General features: G+C 63.2%; 13 protein-coding genes and 1 tRNA gene. 2 read left to right on the top strand and 12 right to left on the bottom strand.

The features are described from left to right. Positions 1-3: 3 nt before the first annotated feature. The 4 genes from J1C49_RS01705 to lgt all read right to left on the bottom strand — a co-directional run bounded on the left by J1C49_RS01705 (position 4) and on the right by lgt (position 4,397). On the bottom strand, positions 4-813 hold the full coding sequence (locus tag J1C49_RS01705) for a Hint domain-containing protein (RefSeq protein ID WP_227444063.1): 810 nt from the start codon (positions 811-813) through the stop codon (positions 4-6). Between the two features lie 762 nt (positions 814-1,575). Next, positions 1,576-2,331 carry a peptidoglycan editing factor PgeF gene (pgeF, locus tag J1C49_RS01710; RefSeq protein WP_227444064.1) on the bottom strand — a complete coding sequence of 252 codons (756 nt, stop codon included), beginning with the start codon at positions 2,329-2,331 and terminating at the stop codon, positions 1,576-1,578. Between the two features lie 90 nt (positions 2,332-2,421). Continuing rightward, positions 2,422-3,489: a class I SAM-dependent methyltransferase gene (locus J1C49_RS01715; protein WP_227444065.1), complete on the bottom strand. Its 1,068-nt coding sequence runs from the start codon at positions 3,487-3,489 to the stop codon at positions 2,422-2,424. Next, positions 3,486-4,397 carry a prolipoprotein diacylglyceryl transferase gene (gene lgt / locus J1C49_RS01720; protein ID WP_227444066.1) on the bottom strand — a complete coding sequence of 304 codons (912 nt, stop codon included), beginning with the start codon at positions 4,395-4,397 and terminating at the stop codon, positions 3,486-3,488. The genes J1C49_RS01715 and lgt overlap by 4 nt, the downstream gene beginning before the upstream one ends. A gap of 96 nt (positions 4,398-4,493) precedes the next feature. Between lgt and J1C49_RS01725 the strand changes: the two genes are divergently transcribed. Further along, entirely contained in the window at positions 4,494-4,739 is a 246-nt protein-coding gene (locus J1C49_RS01725) for an accessory factor UbiK family protein (protein ID WP_227444067.1), read from the top strand. Between the two features lie 360 nt (positions 4,740-5,099). Here the strand turns inward: J1C49_RS01725 and J1C49_RS01730 are convergent, their stop codons facing one another. The 4 genes from J1C49_RS01730 to dapF form a co-directional block, all read right to left on the bottom strand. Beyond that, entirely contained in the window at positions 5,100-5,801 is a 702-nt protein-coding gene (locus tag J1C49_RS01730) for a phosphatidylcholine/phosphatidylserine synthase (RefSeq protein WP_227444068.1), read from the bottom strand. A 239-nt stretch (positions 5,802-6,040) separates the two neighbouring features. Beyond that, a complete protein-coding gene (locus J1C49_RS01735; RefSeq protein WP_227444069.1) occupies positions 6,041-6,664 on the bottom strand; it encodes an FMN-binding negative transcriptional regulator in 624 nt (207 codons plus the stop codon). A 6-nt stretch (positions 6,665-6,670) separates the two neighbouring features. Continuing rightward, positions 6,671-7,939, bottom strand: a complete 1,269-nt coding sequence (gene mtaB / locus J1C49_RS01740) for a tRNA (N(6)-L-threonylcarbamoyladenosine(37)-C(2))-methylthiotransferase MtaB (RefSeq protein WP_227444070.1) — start codon at positions 7,937-7,939, stop codon at positions 6,671-6,673. Beyond that, positions 7,936-8,739, bottom strand: a complete 804-nt coding sequence (gene dapF, locus J1C49_RS01745; protein ID WP_370639358.1) for a diaminopimelate epimerase — start codon at positions 8,737-8,739, stop codon at positions 7,936-7,938. The genes mtaB and dapF overlap by 4 nt, the downstream gene beginning before the upstream one ends. Before the next feature lie 165 nt (positions 8,740-8,904). Here dapF and J1C49_RS01750 point away from each other — a divergent pair. Further along, positions 8,905-8,980 (top strand) — tRNA-Lys (locus J1C49_RS01750). 672 nt (positions 8,981-9,652) lie between these two features. Here the strand turns inward: J1C49_RS01750 and J1C49_RS01755 are convergent. From J1C49_RS01755 to J1C49_RS01770, 4 genes are all read right to left on the bottom strand, one after another. Further along, positions 9,653-14,128: a calcium-binding protein gene (locus tag J1C49_RS01755; protein ID WP_227444072.1), complete on the bottom strand. Its 4,476-nt coding sequence runs from the start codon at positions 14,126-14,128 to the stop codon at positions 9,653-9,655. 227 nt (positions 14,129-14,355) lie between these two features. Beyond that, positions 14,356-15,405 (bottom strand): hypothetical protein, encoded by a 1,050-nt coding sequence (locus J1C49_RS01760; protein WP_227444073.1) that lies wholly within the window; start codon positions 15,403-15,405, stop codon positions 14,356-14,358. Positions 15,406-15,582: 177 nt separating this feature from the next. Beyond that, positions 15,583-15,879 carry a hypothetical protein gene (locus J1C49_RS01765; protein WP_227444074.1) on the bottom strand — a complete coding sequence of 99 codons (297 nt, stop codon included), beginning with the start codon at positions 15,877-15,879 and terminating at the stop codon, positions 15,583-15,585. A 9-nt stretch (positions 15,880-15,888) separates the two neighbouring features. Then, a complete protein-coding gene (locus J1C49_RS01770; protein WP_227444075.1) occupies positions 15,889-16,266 on the bottom strand; it encodes a hypothetical protein in 378 nt (125 codons plus the stop codon). Positions 16,267-16,272: the final 6 nt, after the last annotated feature.

Consider the following 16,272-nt stretch of genomic DNA (forward strand, 5'->3'; position numbering starts at 1 on the left):
TCTTTACCGAGCAATGAGGTTCTCAATCACCTGACGCGTGGTGCGGGTCAGCGTGACTTCACCGAATTCCTCCAACTGAGAGAGGTGCGGAAACAGCGACAGGAAGAGCGGTCGTTGACCGGCCTCGAGGGCACGGGCGACGGCGGGACCGGGGTGATAGGTTTCCATGGCGATGCCACCGATATCAATCAACCCATGGCGGTGTGTCATCAGGTGGTAGAGCTGCACCGGGCCTCCGGGGACGATCTCGATCAACCGGTCGCCGTCCGCATAATCGATAACCGGCGCAAGCACGGCATCCTGACCGATCAGCCGCTCGAGGCAGGGATGGCGCACCGTCATGCGCGCTGCCGGGCCGACAAGCACATCCATGGTCGGTTTGGCAGGGCCGTAAGCCTCGGCCGTGATCCGGGTCAATCGTGTCAGGCTGCTCTGCATTTCACAGACACCGGGCAGGTAGGTCGTGGACCCAATCCATGTGACCGGTTCGTAGCCCTTGTCGGTTGCAATCAAATCGCCGGGGATCAGGTCTTCGATCGCCATCGGACCCCGCGATGTGGGCACAAGCGTGCCGCGCGCAAAACCGGAGGCGCAGGCTTCGAAAAGATCGGCCGCAGGTGCGGTGATCGTGCGGAACTCAAGATCGCCGTCCGGCATCATCGCAGCAATCTCGTAGCGTCGGCGTAGAGCCGGCGCGCGTTTCGGAGCCTGGACGGGACGCGTTGGGGCGTCGGGCTGCGGCGTTGCGGTAGCCTGAGCGGCTTCGGCATAGGCAGGCGTGGCCGGCGTGAAGCCGGGGCGGAACGACGTCATGTGATCCCCCATACGGGTTGGTCACAAACGTGTTGGCCCCCACCAACAACGACGAAAGGACTGTTGAACAGATCATGCCCGATACCGCGCGGAGCGTCGCGGCGTCAAATCCTGCCGCTGTTTTTGACCGTCCCGGGCGTCAATTCAAAGCATGCCGCCAGATTGTTGATGGATCGCGGTCAACTCCGGCCACAATTTGACCTTGGCTCGAATCACCGTGGTTGCCGTCTACGGGATGGGATGCGCCGCGGTCGAGCGGTCGGGGACGGGCAGTCGCCACAATGGCGCCGGGTGGTCCGTGATTGGGTTCGGGTTTGGCAACGCACAAAGGCGCGGGTTTCCCCGCGCCTGTCTTGTCCCGTGTTGTTTTGGCGTATGTGGCGCCCCGTGGCGCTTGGTTCCGGTCTTGATCAGGCGCGCCCGTGCGCAGCCGGCGTTTTGGTCTGCGGTGTCATCTGGGAGGTCGGACGGTCTGCGGTTGCACGCCGCTGAAATGGCAGCGGTGTCTGCAGGGGGATTGCGGCGGTTGCAATGGCGGTGCGCAGAAAACGGGGTGTGCGGGTCATGGTTTTTCCTGTCCTTGGGCGGGCAAGCCGCGTGGTTCGGCGCGCGGCATTCCGGCGCGCGGCGCGTCCTTGACGGTCAGGATCGACAGGAAATGGGGCGGGCGCAGGGCGCAGATACGGAGAAGTCTGGATTTGAAATACATTGACTCGAACTTGCCCCGCCTCTCGCGGACGCGGGGCTGCGCGGCGACAAGGATCAGAGCCGGATTGCAGAGATCAACCGCCCGTAATCCGCTTCCATGGCATGAGTGGCCCGCCGGTAGGAATAGAAGCGGTCCGGGTCCGAATAGGTGCAATGCCGGGTCCATTCCGCCGTCACGCCGGCCTCGCGCAACCGGTGCAACCCGTATCCGGGCAGATCGAACATCATCCTGTCGTCCACGCCACCGGCAAAAAATCGTGCGTTGCGGGAATCGTCTGCCATGAAGTCTTCGAAGAATTCTGGGCCGACCTCGTAGGCGCGCTGACTGATCGAAGGCCCGATGATGGCGACGATATCCTCCCGTTTCGCTCCGAGCCGAATCATCGCGTCCACCGTCGCCTCAAGCACTCCGTCCCGCGCTCCGCGCCACCCGGCATGGGCAGCGCCAACCACCCCCGCGGCTTCATCGGCAAAAAGCACGGGCTGACAATCGGCGGTCAGCACGCCGAGCACCATGCCGGGCGTTTGGGTCACCATCGCGTCGGCGCGGGGGCGCTGATCGGGAACGGTCTCCGTGATCTCGACGACATCTGCCGAGTGCACCTGATGCACGCCAACGAGCGCATCGGGAGGCGCTTCCATCGCTTCGGCGACGCGGGCGCGGTTGATGGCCACGATTTCCGATTGATCGGACGAGCCTACACCGCAGTTCAAACCGGCGAAAACTCCGGATGATGCGCCGCCCCGGCGGGTGAAGAACCCGTGGCGCACGGGAGCGAGGCTGTCGGCGGTGATGATCTCAAGTGTCATGGTGGTCTTCCTGCGCCAAGATGCGGCCAGCGGAAACGATACCGGGTCCCTTGTGGGGGGCATTTTGGCGTGGTGCAACGAGCGAAGGCATCATGCGGAGAGTCCCGGCGGTGGCGATTGGTTCGGGCCATACAGCCCCAGTACCTTGAACAGCGAACCCATTTCATCGGGATGCGTCAACCGGCGATGTGCCGAAATATGGGTCTCAAGCGCATCGCCGCGCAACGCCTTGGCCAGCGCGCGCGCGCGATCCGTGATGCCGAGCCTTTCAAGAAAGACCCCCTGCGACGTCAGCCGGGTATGCTGTGCGGGCGATGCGGCACGCGCAAGGGCTTCGAAATCGACATGGGCTGTGAGGTCCGCCGTGCCGGGGGCTGCAAACGGATCCGTGGGCGCGTGATCTGCCATCGCCTGAAAGGTATCGCCAAGGCTGCGCCAGTCCCCATAATCGATCAGAAGTGCTGTCCCGCCATGCTGCGCAATGCGCGCGCCAAGCATGGCAGCAATGGCGGTGGCGGGCGCGCAGGTTTCTACAAGATCCCCGGGGTCCGTGTCTTCGAGCCGGTGATCCAGCGCGGCCAGCGGCGCGGCATCGGCAAGACCCAGCGCAAGGGCGCCGTCCTGGATGCCGACCAGCCGCTCGCGCCAGCCCCCGGGATCGCGCTCGAACTGGCGGATCGGCAGCGCATCGAAAAACTCGTTGGCGACAACGAGGAGCGGCATTGCGGGAAGGCTGTCCACGGTGTCGTGCCAGACCGGATCATGCCCGGCAAGCGTCTGTGCCTGAACGGCGCGCAGGGTCGGAGAGGTTTCCACGAGGTGAACGCGAGCGGCGGCGTGAAAACCCGCAACACCCCTTGTGGCGCGCAGGATGTCCGCCATCAACGTGCCGCGTCCCGGGCCAAGCTCAATGAGCGCGACGGGGTCGGGCGCGCCTTGATCGAGCCAACACTGTGCGAGGCACAGGCCGATGAGTTCCCCGAACATCTGCGAAATTTCCGGCGCGGTGATGAAATCCCCCGCGCGGCCCAGCGGGTCCCGCGTGCTGTAGTACCCATGCTCCGGGTGACCGAGGCATGTGGCCATATACTCGGCCAGCGTGATCGGTCCGGAGGCTGCGATCTGGCGCAGGAATCGTGTCGTCAGCGGTGTTGTCATGGGGTCGGCCCATGCCGGGTCCTGCGGGCGCTGCGTTGTGCAAGCGCGATGGCCGTCACCCCTGCAAGGATCATCGGCACCGTGAGGATCTGGCCCATGGTCAGACCGACCTCGCCGACCTGCCACGCGAGGCCCAGCGGGTTGCCCGGTGTCACGAACTGCGCGTCGGGCTGACGGACAAACTCCACCGCAAACCGCGAAAGCCCATAGCCGGCAAAGAAGGTGCCCGCGATCACGCCCGGCGTCTTCAGCGCGCCACGCGCCGCTAGCACGAACAGGATTGTCGCCAAGAGAGCCCCTTCCAGAAGCGCCTCGTAAAGCTGGCTCGGGTGGCGGGCACAGAGCGTGCCGATGGCCTGACCGCAATCCTGCGCCGCGACACCGGGGAAGATCACGCCCCATGGCAGGTCAGTCGGACGCCCCCACAGCTCGGCATTGATGAAGTTGGCGAGCCGGCCGAACAGAATGCCGATGGGCGTGCTGATCGCCAGAAGGTCAGCGGTGGAGGCCAGAGGACTCGAAGTCTTTCGGGAAAACCAGAGCACCGCCACCATGACCCCGAGCAGCCCGCCATGGAACGACATGCCGCCGGTCCAGATCATGGGAATCTCGATCGGATTGGCGAGGTAATACGCGGGCTGGTAAAACAGCACATACCCCAGCCGCCCGCCGAGAATGATGCCGAGGATCACGGCGGTCAGCAGGTCTTCGACCTGATCGGCGCGCATGGGCGGTTTTTCGGCGGCCCAGAACCGCGGTCGGCGCAGCAGGAACAGCGCAATGCGCCACCCGATGAGGATCCCCCCGATATAGGCCAGCGCATACCATCGCAGCGCAAAGGTCATGCCAAAGAGCTCGATCGAAAAGAGCTCCGGTGAGATGGTCGGGAAGGGTATGGCGGCGATCATGCGTCTTGTTGAAGCGGGGCACAGGGGGAAGTCAAGCTTGAGACGTGGCAGCAACGCCCCCATATAGTCCCTTGAACAAGGATGAGGACGAATCCCATGCAGACTCGCAACAAGGTGTTTGACGACATCTCGCAATTGATGACCAACGCCATGGGTGTTGCGCAGGGCGCTCGTGAAGAGGCCGAGACAGCGATGAAATCGCTGGTGGACCGCTGGCTGGCCGACCGCGACTTCGTGACCCGTGAGGAATTCGACGCCGTGCGCATGATGGCGCAGAAGGCCCGTGAAGAAAACGCGGTCCTTGCGGCGCGGCTCGATGCCCTCGAAGCCAAGAAGGACTGAGGCCCTCAGGCCCGTCCCTCTTCGGTCAATCTCTCATCAGGTCATCACAAACCCGCCCGGTTGATCGGCGCCGGGCGCCGGACTGATACGAGGGCTGTGCGTTCCGGCAAGGGGCGTCAGATGGGCAGAGTGCCGCGCTGAAGCCCGGACCTGTCTCATACCGAGATCGGACTTGCCCCACGCTCAGGCCGGAAGCCGCTTCACGCCGAAGTCTGGGGGCAATCTCGGGCTGAAGCTTCTGAGCTGTATTGCCCCTGAAGCTGCAGAGCGGTCTACGCGGAAGCCTCGACCCTGCCGGCTCTTCTTAATGCTGACCCACGCGCGTGGCGCGGCGCGGGTGCGCCGCACGTCATGGCCGGGTCACTTGGACGTCGCGCGTTCCGGGATCAACTGCTGCACGATGCCCACAAGCGTCAGATAGACAGATGTCGCCATCAGACCCCAGTGGGCCCAGCTTCCCGGATAGAAGTCGACCCAAGCCGCCCAACCGGCGAAGAACGTCCAGGCCAAAGCAACCGGAAGCGACACCCGCCGCCAGCGCTTGGTGCGGACAGGATGGATGAACTTCAACGGCAGGAACATCGCCCAGGCCAACGCCGCGACCAGCGCGAGGCTGACCCAGAAATTGGGCTCGATGGCAAACAGCACCAGAACCAGCATGTTCCAACAGCCCGGGAAGCCGTGGAAACTCTTGTCGGCCGTTTTCATCCGGGTGTCGGCGAAATACATCGCGGAGGCGAAGGTGATCACGATAATCGCGAACCACCCGGTCCAACCGGGAAGCAGCCCCGATTGAAACAGGGCAAAGGCCGGGATGAACACATAGGTCAGGTAATCGATAATCAGATCGAGCAAAACCCCGTCAAATCGTGGGGCATTGGTGCTGACGTCGTATTTTCGCGCAAGCGGGCCGTCGATCCCGTCGACGGCAAAGGCGACCACGAGCCAAAGAAACATCACGGACCATTGCTCCTGAGCCGCCGCAAGCAGGGCCAACATGGCAAATACGGCACCCGTGGCCGTGAGCAGATGAACAGAAAGCGCTTTGGTCGTCAGAGTCATTATTCCGTCATGGACCAAACGGGCCCGTTTTTCAAACGCCTTGGTGGCGGGGTCTGCAATTGCCCGTCCGGCTTTGTCTCCGCGGTCTTGTTCGAGGGACTTTGAGACATGTGGCCTGCCGTGCGAGGCATATGATATGTCTCAAGAAAGGCTGCCTCAGACCCGGAGGCGCCATTGGCAAGCATTGACCCTTTTGCGCCGGCTGATGGATCGGCCGAACGCTCTGTAACCAGCTGACCTCAGGATTTCTGCGGGGGGCGCGTCATCAAGTCCGCCAAGGCGTCAAGCTCCGATCCCAGCCCGTGGCGGACCTGCGCGGCCGCCGAAAGGCGTGCCGCATCGGGTTTGTTCTGGTTGAGCTTCCATGTCGATTGCAGATCCTTGATGCGCAGCCGAAACGGCAGGATCTGTCGCAGCAGCGATGCATGTGTGCGCTCTGTCAGTTTGTCCGTGGTCCACGGTCGCTTGGACAGGCGCGCCTCATAGGCCGCCGACTGGCGCGCGAGCATGTCGTCCATGGTTGCCGGGGGCAGCGCTTCGAGATCCCCCGTGAGATGCACCGCAACGTAGTTCCAAGTCGGCACCTGATCGTCCGTCTCGTACCAATCTGGCGAAACATATCCATCGGGCCCGATCACCGCGAGCGTGGCAGGGCGGGCGCCGTCGCGCAGCGCACGTGCGATCGGGTTGGAGCGGACAAGGTGCAGATCCGCCCAAGCACCGTCCTCTGCCAGCAGGAAGGGCACATGAGACAGCAGGGGCGCCGTGTCCGTCGAAAGGGCCAGCGTGCCAAACCCACGCTCCGCCGCGAAGGCCAATGACCGTGCGGCGTCTGTTCCGCGGAAGATCGGGTTGGGATGCATCCGGGATCAGCCCATCAACCGTGTGCCGTCATGGCCTGTCACGGTGGCGGTGACGATCTGGCCGGTGGGCTGTGGTGCGGAAAGACGGATCTCCGTGAATTGCTCCGTCCGCCCGAGATCCGGGGCTTCCATGAGAACGCGATGAACGCGGCCCTGCTGATGCTCGAGATGCGCGCGCACACGCGCCGCGCCGGCCGTGCGCAACCGTGCCGCCCGGGACTTGATCGTGCGGCCATCCACCTTGTTGGGGATCTTGGCGGCGGGCGTGCCGGGACGGGCAGAGTAGGGAAACACATGCAGCCACGTCAGATCGCATTCCTCGACCATCCGCAGCGAGTTTTCAAAATGCGCCTCGGTTTCGGTCGGAAAGCCCGCGATGATGTCGGCGCCGAAGGTCATCTCGGGGCGCAAGCGGCGGGCCTCCTCGCAGAAGGCGATGGCATCGTCGCGCAGATGGCGACGCTTCATGCGCTTGAGGATCAGGTCATCGCCATGCTGGAGCGACAGGTGCAGATGCGGCATCAGCCGGCGCTCCGTCGCGATGGCCAGCATGAGGTTCTCATCGGCTTCGATGCTGTCGATCGACGAAATCCGCAAACGCGGAAGATCCGGGATCAGCCGCAGGATCCGCATCACCAAATCGCCAAGCCGCGGTGTGCCGGGCAGGTCCGCGCCCCATGAGGTGAGGTCCACGCCCGTCAGAACGATCTCGTTGTAGCCTTCCTGCACGAGGCGCTTGATCTGGTCGACCACAACGCCAGCGGGAACGGAGCGCGAATTGCCCCGACCATACGGGATGATGCAGAACGTGCAGCGATGGTCGCAGCCATTCTGAACCTGCACATAGGCGCGGGACCGCGTGCCGAACCCATCGATCAGGTGCCCGGCTGTTTCGCTCACGGACATGATGTCGTTGACTTGAATGCGCTCTGTCTGGCCGATCAGATCAGGCGCCATGGCGGCCCATGTCTCGGGGGCCATCTTTTCGGTATTGCCGATCACGTGGTCAACTTCGTCCATCGCGGCAAAACTGTCGGGGTCGATCTGGGCCGCACAGCCGGTGACAATAACACGGGCGCCGGGATTGTCTCGGCGCAAGCGGCGGATTTCCTTGCGCGCCTTGGCAACTGCCTCGTTGGTCACCGCACAGGTATTGACGATCACGGCATCGGATACGCCCGCGTCCTCTGCAAGGCGTTTCATGGCCTCGGTTTCATAGGCGTTGAGACGACAGCCCAGCGTGGTGAACCTGGGCGGGTTGTTCGGGCTGCTCATGGGTGCGCCTCCAGCCATGCGGGGGAAAGCGTCGCGTCGAACACATGCGCCGTGGCGCCCGTCATCCACACGCCATCCTCACGCCAGTCGATTTCGATCTCCCCGCCATCCAGCGTGATGCGGACCGATCGCCCGACAAGACCACGACGGGCTGCGGCCACGGCAGTGGCGCAGCTGGACGACCCCGATGCGAGGGTCGGACCGACACCTCTTTCCCAGACGCGCATCCTCAGGTGGTCGGGGCCAATCACCGAGGCCCATTGCACGTTGGTGCGCTCGGGATAGAGGGGGTGATGTTCGAACACGGGGCCGAGCGCGGCCATATCAACGGCCTCGGCATCGTCGACAAAGAAGGTGCAGTGCGGATTGCCCATGCCCGTCGCGGTCGGTGCGCCCTCGATCGGCAATGCCAGCGTGTCCACCGGTTGTGACAGCGGAATGTCCTGCCAGTCGAGCTGTGGCGCGCCCATGTTGACCGAACAAAGCCCGTCTGACCGGCGTTGCGCCAGCAATGTGCCACGATCCGTGGTAAGCGTCAGGGCGTGGCGGCCTGTTTCATCCATCAGGAAATCCGCAATACAACGGGTGGCATTGCCACAGGCTGCGGACGTGGACCCGTCGGCGTTGAGAAAGACAAGATGCGCATCGGCAATGTCAGATGATTCGATGAGCGCAAGCTGGTCGAACCCTACACCACGATGCCTGTCGGCAAGCGCCATCGCCCGTCCGGGCGAAACCCGGACCTTGCGCGAGCGCGCGTCAATCACGACAAAATCGTTGCCGAGCCCATGCATTTTCATGAAAGGCAGGCCGTGGAGGGCGGATTCTTGAACCATGACCGCGCATATACGCCGCGCCAGCCACGCTTTCCAGAGGGCAGGCAGGGCCGTGATGCCGCCTGCGATGAAATTGTGGGATTTTTGGCTTGACCCTCTGCGATGCTCTTTCTAGATAGCGCCCCTAGTGGGCCGTTAGCTCAGTTGGTAGAGCAACTGACTTTTAATCAGTGGGTCGCAGGTTCGAACCCTGCACGGCTCACCACTGACACCAATACAGATCAGATGCGTATGTGGGCGCGGGTCGTATTCAACCCGGCTCCTCGACGGTCGTGGGACCTTTCGATCCGCAACCTGATCCCAAACCGTTGACTCCGTCCATCTTGGTGGTCCGTCACGGCATCTGGCGGATCAGACCGGCGGGCCACCAAAGCCGCTCGGGGCTTTGGATGGTGACCGCTTTGCTGAAGAGCGCGGGCTGGCACATGCGCCACAATCGCGTCTTTCGGCGGATTTGCGTAACAAATCGCCTGACGGTCAGAGTGTGCCCCCTGCATCAATTGCAAGCCCACCGCACCGGATGGATGCGCTGTCCGACCCGTTCATGCTGCGTGAGCCGCCCTAAGTGGTCCGACCCTGCCACGGCCTTGCGGTCTTTGCCCAGAAGCTGCGGGATGGGATCACGGCCGTCTATGCCGAGCCAGTGTCGCAAAGGCCGAAAGCTTGTTGCGACCGCATCAACACCCGGTTCCGGGATGACGTGTTGCACGGCGAGCGCCATCGGACCCGCATGAGCCACGCTCTTCAGCGCGGCGCGGGGGAGCAGAGTGCCTGTCGCGCCGCGAGCAGGGTGCAGCTCGAACAGGCAGAGTCGGGGTCGCATAACCGCATGACCACGCCGGGGCTGAATTCCGGCCGCCGACCCGGGCTTGTGGCGTCAGACGAAACTCACATCGTCGAGTATCGCGCCGGTGTTGGTGATGCCGCGCAGACTCAGCGTGTTGCCATCGCCAAAATCAAGCAAGAGGAACCCGTCCGCATCAAGGCTTGCATAGCCACGCAGATCATCCGGCAGCGGGGTGTCTTCGCTCAGAAGGCTCGCGGCGATCTGGAGTTGATCGACCGGCTGAAAGTCGAGGATCCGATCCGCGCCCGCGGTGTAAATGAACGTATCCGCCCCGAGCCCACCGCGCAGCGTGTCATTGCCCGCGCCGCCATCCATCGTATCGTTGCCGGAATTGCCTTCGAGCAGGTCGTCGCCTGCGTCGCCGTTGAGCACATCAAAGCCGTTGGACCCACGCAGCGTATCGGCGCCGCCACCGCCGTTGATCGTGTCGGTGCCAAAGCCGCCTTCGAGCAGGTCATTGCCAAGGCCGCCGCCCAGCATGTCGTTGCCGTTGTTGCCCTCAAGGCTGTCATTGCCGTCGCCACCCGAAAGCGTGTCGAACCCGTCGCGCGCGCGCAGGAAGTCGTTGCCGGCATCACCGTTGAGCACATCGAAGCCCAGACCGCCTTCGAGCGTGTCATCATCGAGACCGCCATTCAGCAGGTCGTTGCCGAAATTGCCCAGCAGCGTGTCGTTGCCCGCGCCTCCGTTCAACGTATCGAACCCGTTGCCCCCTTCGAGCAGGTCATCGCCGCCGCCGCCCGTCAGGATGTCGAAGCCGATACCGCCATTGGCGCTGTCGTCGCCGGTGCCGGTATCGAGCGCATCGTTCCCGGCACCGCCGCGCAGCGTATCGTTACCATCGCCGCCCGAAAGCGTGTCGGCGCCGCCCTGGCCCACGCCGCTGTCATCGCCGGTGCCGCCGGTGATGGCGTCATTGCCTGTGCCTCCGGTGAGCGTGTCCGCCCCGGTGTCGCCGTTTATCGTGTCGTCCCCGTCGCCGCCGGTCAGGCTGTCATCGCCATCGCCGCCATTCATTTCGAGCGCGATCAGCGCCGCGAGATCGTCTGAGGCCGTGACGGTATCATTGCCGCCGCCGGTGTTTAGTTCGAGCGTCTCGACTTCGGTCACCGAAAGCTCTGACGGGCTGTCGCCCGCGCGGCTGACGCGCACGGTGCCGTCATCGGCCCCCACCGTCAGCGCCTCGCCCTCCGCATCCGCGCTGCCATTAACCTCAAGCCGGTCATTTCCGGTGCCGCCATTGATGGCGTCATTGCCGTCGCCGGGGTTCCAGATCGCCAGATCGTCGCCCGCACCGCCGAACACCGTGTCGTCGCCGGCATTGCCTGTCAGGCTGTCATCGCCGTCGCCACCGTCGATCGTCTCGCTGTTGTCATTGCCGACCACGTCGTCCGGGCCTTGGGACGCGGCGCGCAAGGCAAACGCGCCGGTGGCCTCGCCAAAGCCTGCGTTAAAGCCGCGAATGGCCTCTTCGAAGATGTCGATAGACAGGATGTCGCCGCCGGCGGAGGCCCGGAACAACGGCCCGAGTTTTAGCTCTTCATCCAGCACGGTGATGTCTGCGGTGGAGCCAAGGCCGGGGATCTGCGACAGGGGCAGCACCGCCCCCAGTTCGAGATCGAGCTTGAGCAGGTCAAGCTCAAGCATCATGTTCAGCGCCAGTTCTGTGTCGTTGAAAAGCTCGGCCACGGGCGTGAGCCGCATCGTGTAGTCGATCTGGCCGTTGCCATCAGTGTCGACAAGGGTGCTGGCGTTTTCGATGACGATCTGGTCGGCGGTGCTGGCGTTAAAGCTCTGTGTTGTGCCGTCCTCGAAAGTGACCCGAAACTCCATGTCATCGACCCGCAGCGCGAAGTCCTGGTCGAAGCGCCAAGCGGAGGTCAGATCGAGATCGGCAATGGTCAGGGTGATGCCCGCCTGAAGCGAGGATTTCAGAAGATCGCGCACCGCGGCATCGTCGATCTCGTCAAAGGCCTGTTCGAGGCTGCGTTCCTGGTTGAAGAAGTTCAGATCAATCGAGCCTTCGGGGGGAACGCCCGCAATCTGGCCGATGATCACGGCAATCAGGTTGTCCACATCGACGCGAACGCGGGCAAAATCGTTGCCGGTGCCTTGCGAGACAAAGAAGCCGAATTCCGCAACGTCACCGAGATCGAGCCCGTCGAGCGCATCATTGGCCTGGTCGATATGGATCAGAGCGGTGTCGTTGCCCTTGGGGCGCAGCTCGAAGATCGGGACATATTCACCGCCTTCAACCTCTGCGATGGCATCGCCGATGGCGGTCAGCACAGCGGTCCAGTCGGCTTCACCAACCGCAGTGGGGGACGGGGGATCCTGGGATTCAAGCTGCGCTTCAATCGCCTCGCCGAAGCGGAATTCGGAGGGCAGAAGGTTGATGAGCGCATCCTTGAGGTCGCTCAGATCGCCGATATCGCTGTCGGTGTAAGGGTCCGCCGAAAAGGCGGCCGCGCGGCCTTCGGTTTCGATGCTGGGCACGCCGATGACAAGCTCTTCGATCACGTCGCCGACCCAGCCCTGAAGCGGCACCTCGAACTGGTTGTCCTCGTTGAACTCGATCACATCCGTGAGGTTCGGCACGCCGATGATCTTGGGCAGCAGCACGAGGTCTTGGAGATTGGCTGTGTCGATGCTGATCAGCGGCAGCACCCCGGTTTCGCGGAACCCGGTGGTGTATTCCTGCGGCCCTCCGGAATCGAAGATTTCGACGTTGAACGCCTTGGCGTAGAAATCCAGCGTTGCGGTCAGCTCGGCACCGAAATCATAGAGCAGGCCGACGTAGAAGCTCGCATTGGGGCTGATGGTGGTGAAGGCCACGCTGTCGCCGGTCGTGGCCGTTGTCGCGGTCGGGATGAGCGTGAGGGTGTCGGTTGTCGGATCGAAGGCGGCGGTTGAGGTGAGCGTATAGTCGAGATTGGTATCGATGGAGCCGCCATCGAGTTGAAATTCGACCTCGAGCCCGACCTGCACATCGGCGCTGGCATCGACCGTGACCTGTGCCGTGAGCTGGTTGCCGTTGGCAATGAACACCGCTCCGTCGAGAAGCGCCTGCTTCGCCGCACGTTCGGACACGGAAAGCAACACTGCTCCGCTGGCGCCAACAACGGCGGCGCTGTCCGACACCAGATCTCCGAAGGCTTCTGCCGTGCCGAAGAAATCCGTGCGGGTGTCAAAGCCCTGGGCGCGCAGCGCGCCGTTGTTTTCCTCGATCCGCTGGTCGGTGCCAGCTTCTGCCTGACGTGCTTCGGCGGCCAACCCCGCAAAGCCCTGCGCAGACGTGGCAAGCACCGTGCTGATCACGTCATTCAGAGGCCCCAGAAGGCCGGTCGGATCGCGATAGGCTGCAATCAGGCCGGAGACGGTGCTCTCGAGCGCGTTGATCTGTCCTTCGGTGAACTCCACGCGGTTGTTGAGCACGTTGAGCTGACCGTCGAGCGTCCCTTCGCCCGCAAAACTGTTCAGCTCTTGATAGGTCAGCCCGTCTGCTGTCAGACGATCCAGGGCTTCATCAAGCGGGCTTTCCTGGATGAAACTCAACTCACCGGCGATCCGCAGCAATTCGGCGACGACCCCGTCGGGCACGATCCCGTCCAGCTCATCATTGTTGTCGGCAATCCGCACGATTTCAAAGATGGCATTGCGGAAGGAAAGCACGGCATTCAGCTCGTTGATCTGGTTGATGCGAACTTCCTTGAAGACTTCGCGTGTGGTCAGGGCCGGCAAGAACCGCGAGTCGAGCACAACTGCGGGGCTGCCTGCAAATTCCGCGGCGAGGTCGAGCGACGCGCTTGCGAATTCGGCGGCGTCGGCGGCCGCGGAATAGATCTGCTTTTCGGTGTTGAGCAGGAAGCCCTGTGCCTTGAGGCCAAATTCCGTGGCGGAGTCTTCGGCCTGGTCGATGGCGTCCTGAAGTTCTTCGCTGCGCGCAGCAATTTCGGTATCGATCTCAGCGATATCGTCGCGCAGCGCCTGGATCTCCCCGGCCAGATCCTCTGACGGGTCGAGATCTATGCCGAAGTCCAAGACCTGCTCTTCCAGCGTATCGGGGCTGTCGAGCCGCAATTCGGTGGGCACGGCGTCGAAGGTGAAGGCGCCTTCGGAAAAGTCGCCATCGGCGGTCTCTCCCACTTCCGGCCCATCCTCGCCCTGACGCACATAGACCTGCTGGAGCACGCCGGGCCGCGTCTCTCCGGTCAGGCTGTCCGGGTCGCCGATATCCGCGATTTCGGCAAGGTCCACGGTGATCGAAACCGGAAGGACAGTGCCAACCGGAAGGCGCGGGAAGGAATCGCCCGCCTCATAGGTGACGGTGTCGCCCTCAAACGTGACGCGCCCCAGCGTGGTGCTGGCATCGGTGACGATGAAATGACGGGCCTCGCCGCCGAGGATCGGAATATAGGTGCCCCAATTGACCTGTGCTGCGTCGCCAGCATTCCAGATGCTCTGATCATTGGATGTGACACGAATATTCTGTGTTGAAATCGTCATTCTAAATCGTCCCGTAAAATCGTCTGCGGTTCGACGTTATCTCGGGGGGGCCGACCTGCCTAGCGCTGATTGTCGGGCCTCTCTGGACAGGAAACCCGGCACAGCAATGCCCTTGGCGTCGCGTCGCGGCGGGGATGAACCGCTCGACCGGAGCACCGACGCCGGACCAAGATGGGGTGTCATGCATCAGTGCCCGCGACCCGACAAACCGGCAGGCGCCGTGCCGGTCACTCGCGCAAGGCAGATTTGAGCGCACGCGCCGCCGTTTCAAAATTGTCAGACAGCGCCGGGAGGAAATGGCTGTGCACCGCGTTGTTGAGCGTGATATCGGCCCGGGCCTCGCCGCGGCTTGATTGACCGGCGGCGGCCTTTTCAAGTTCGAGGGCATCGAGCAGGGTCGCGGGCGTTCCGGCGACGGCCTGAAGCAGCGTGCTGATGGTCAGATGCTCGATCTGGTTGTTGTTTTCGGGCGGCCCGACAAACCGTGGTTTGAACCCGCTGACCCCCCAGACCTCGCCAATCGACATCGGTTTGCCCAACTCATATTGATAGATCGTCTTGACGCTGAACCGCCCGACAAACCCATGATCGAAGGCCGGTTGAGCCAGACCGGGGATGCGGCGTGTGGTGCCCGCCACGAGGGTTTGCCATGCCATCAATGTCGCCGCCTCGACGGAGCGCAGCTTGGGGCCATGTTGCAGTCGCCGCGCTTCCGGCAGGGACAGGATATAGCTGTGCGATTGATCCAGAATGTCGAAAGCCGCATCGAGGGCTGTGTCGTCCGGATTGCCCCCGGCGCGGTAGTCGTAAAACCGTGCATAGGCCTGCGAGAGCAGGTCGAGATAGGGCTTGCCGCGGTCATCTGCGAGATGCGCAACGATCGCGTAGGGGGTCCAGCCATCTCGGGTCAAGGCAGGTGTTTCCACGTCCCAGAACGCACCGGGAATGGCCTTGCCTTGTGCGGCGGACAGGCGTGACAGGGTAGCGAGGTCCTCGGCATAGTCCAGGAGCGCTTCCGCGCTGATCTGCCCTTGATCCAGACGTGCCATATGCGCGGTCACGCCGGTATCGCCCAACACCGGTGTTTCGTTCAAACCGGCTGCGCGCAAGGCGCGGCGGATCTCGTCGGGCGTTGCGGTTTCCGCCGCTTGCCGCAAGCGCGGCTCAAGGGCGCGGGGCGGGTCGCGCACCACGTCGATTATCGCGCTTTTCACAAAGACGAAGGCGATTGCGGCGCCGATCCCGGCACAGAGCACGCCCGCCACGATCCGTTTCATGGCGCAAAACCCCGCAGACCAGCGTTTGATGGCGTGTTACCACCGGCTCCGGGTAGCCCGATACCGGCGGTGATCCGGGGGAGGAGGCCAATTCGCAAGGCGTTTGGGGCCAGGTTGAACAGATAGATGGCCGCGACCGGAGCCCGCGCGATCCACTCCTCGGGACGGTCGTAGCGATCAGAACCGTTCATACCCGATGACTTCATCGCCGGCATATTCGCACTGACCGGCGGCGCGCAATTCCGGGTCGGTCCAATCCACCACCCAGTAAACCTTTGTCACCCCGTTATCGGAGGACGCGGGCCAGACCGACAGCGCCGCGTTTGGCAGTTCGGCGAATTCCGGTACCTCCCAAAGGTAGTCATGGCACGCTTTCAGAGCCTCGGTTGTTTCACGATCAAACGCCAGAACAGGATGTGCTGTCGCCAGAACGGCGATGCCGCCGATGCAAAGGGTGTTGAGGAAAGGGTTCATTGCTGTCTCCTATTGACCAAGTGTTTCCAGACCCGACGTGTCGATCCCGGACAGGATTTTGCGCGCATCGACACCATCGGCGCCATGGTCGCGGCCGATGCCAGAGGCGATTGCGGCGCCAACCGCCCCGGCAATGGCCTCGTTCTGGGCCTCGGCGTCGCGGCAGTGAATGAAGCCGTATTTCCAGCCCGTCGCATAATCGCCACCGGCGGCATAGGCCGAGGCGTCTTGCGTGCGCTGCGCGAAGCTGTCTCCGCCCGCCCGTTTTCCGCTTGGGCATCCGTCGTGGTATCCGGCGACATAGGCGGCCGAATACCCATGCTTTCGCAACGTGTCCTCGCTCGATTGTGGCGTGCTGCACGCGGCGAGCAGAAGACCTGCGGTCATGACAAG

Origin of the sequence: Cognatishimia sp. F0-27, from assembly GCF_020667845.1 — a bacterium.
GTDB lineage: Bacteria > Pseudomonadota > Alphaproteobacteria > Rhodobacterales > Rhodobacteraceae > JAFMPQ01.

What these genes read in the sequence shown, in the direction of transcription:
- J1C49_RS01705 (WP_227444063.1), bottom strand. Translation starts at nt 813, where the DNA reads ATGACGTCGTTCCGCCCCGGCTTCACGCCGGCCACGCCTGCCTATGCC.
- J1C49_RS01760 (WP_227444073.1), bottom strand. Translation starts at nt 15,405, where the DNA reads ATGAAACGGATCGTGGCGGGCGTGCTCTGTGCCGGGATCGGCGCCGCA.
- J1C49_RS01755 (WP_227444072.1), bottom strand. Translation starts at nt 14,128, where the DNA reads ATGACGATTTCAACACAGAATATTCGTGTCACATCCAATGATCAGAGC.
- J1C49_RS01735 (WP_227444069.1), bottom strand. Translation starts at nt 6,664, where the DNA reads ATGCATCCCAACCCGATCTTCCGCGGAACAGACGCCGCACGGTCATTG.
- J1C49_RS01770 (WP_227444075.1), bottom strand. Translation starts at nt 16,266, where the DNA reads ATGACCGCAGGTCTTCTGCTCGCCGCGTGCAGCACGCCACAATCGAGC.
- mtaB (WP_227444070.1), bottom strand. Translation starts at nt 7,939, where the DNA reads ATGAGCAGCCCGAACAACCCGCCCAGGTTCACCACGCTGGGCTGTCGT.
- dapF (WP_370639358.1), bottom strand. Translation starts at nt 8,739, where the DNA reads ATGAAAATGCATGGGCTCGGCAACGATTTTGTCGTGATTGACGCGCGC.
- J1C49_RS01715 (WP_227444065.1), bottom strand. Translation starts at nt 3,489, where the DNA reads ATGACAACACCGCTGACGACACGATTCCTGCGCCAGATCGCAGCCTCC.
- J1C49_RS01765 (WP_227444074.1), bottom strand. Translation starts at nt 15,879, where the DNA reads ATGAACCCTTTCCTCAACACCCTTTGCATCGGCGGCATCGCCGTTCTG.
- J1C49_RS01730 (WP_227444068.1), bottom strand. Translation starts at nt 5,801, where the DNA reads ATGACTCTGACGACCAAAGCGCTTTCTGTTCATCTGCTCACGGCCACG.
- J1C49_RS01725 (WP_227444067.1), top strand. Translation starts at nt 4,494, where the DNA reads ATGCAGACTCGCAACAAGGTGTTTGACGACATCTCGCAATTGATGACC.
- pgeF (WP_227444064.1), bottom strand. Translation starts at nt 2,331, where the DNA reads ATGACACTTGAGATCATCACCGCCGACAGCCTCGCTCCCGTGCGCCAC.
- lgt (WP_227444066.1), bottom strand. Translation starts at nt 4,397, where the DNA reads ATGATCGCCGCCATACCCTTCCCGACCATCTCACCGGAGCTCTTTTCG.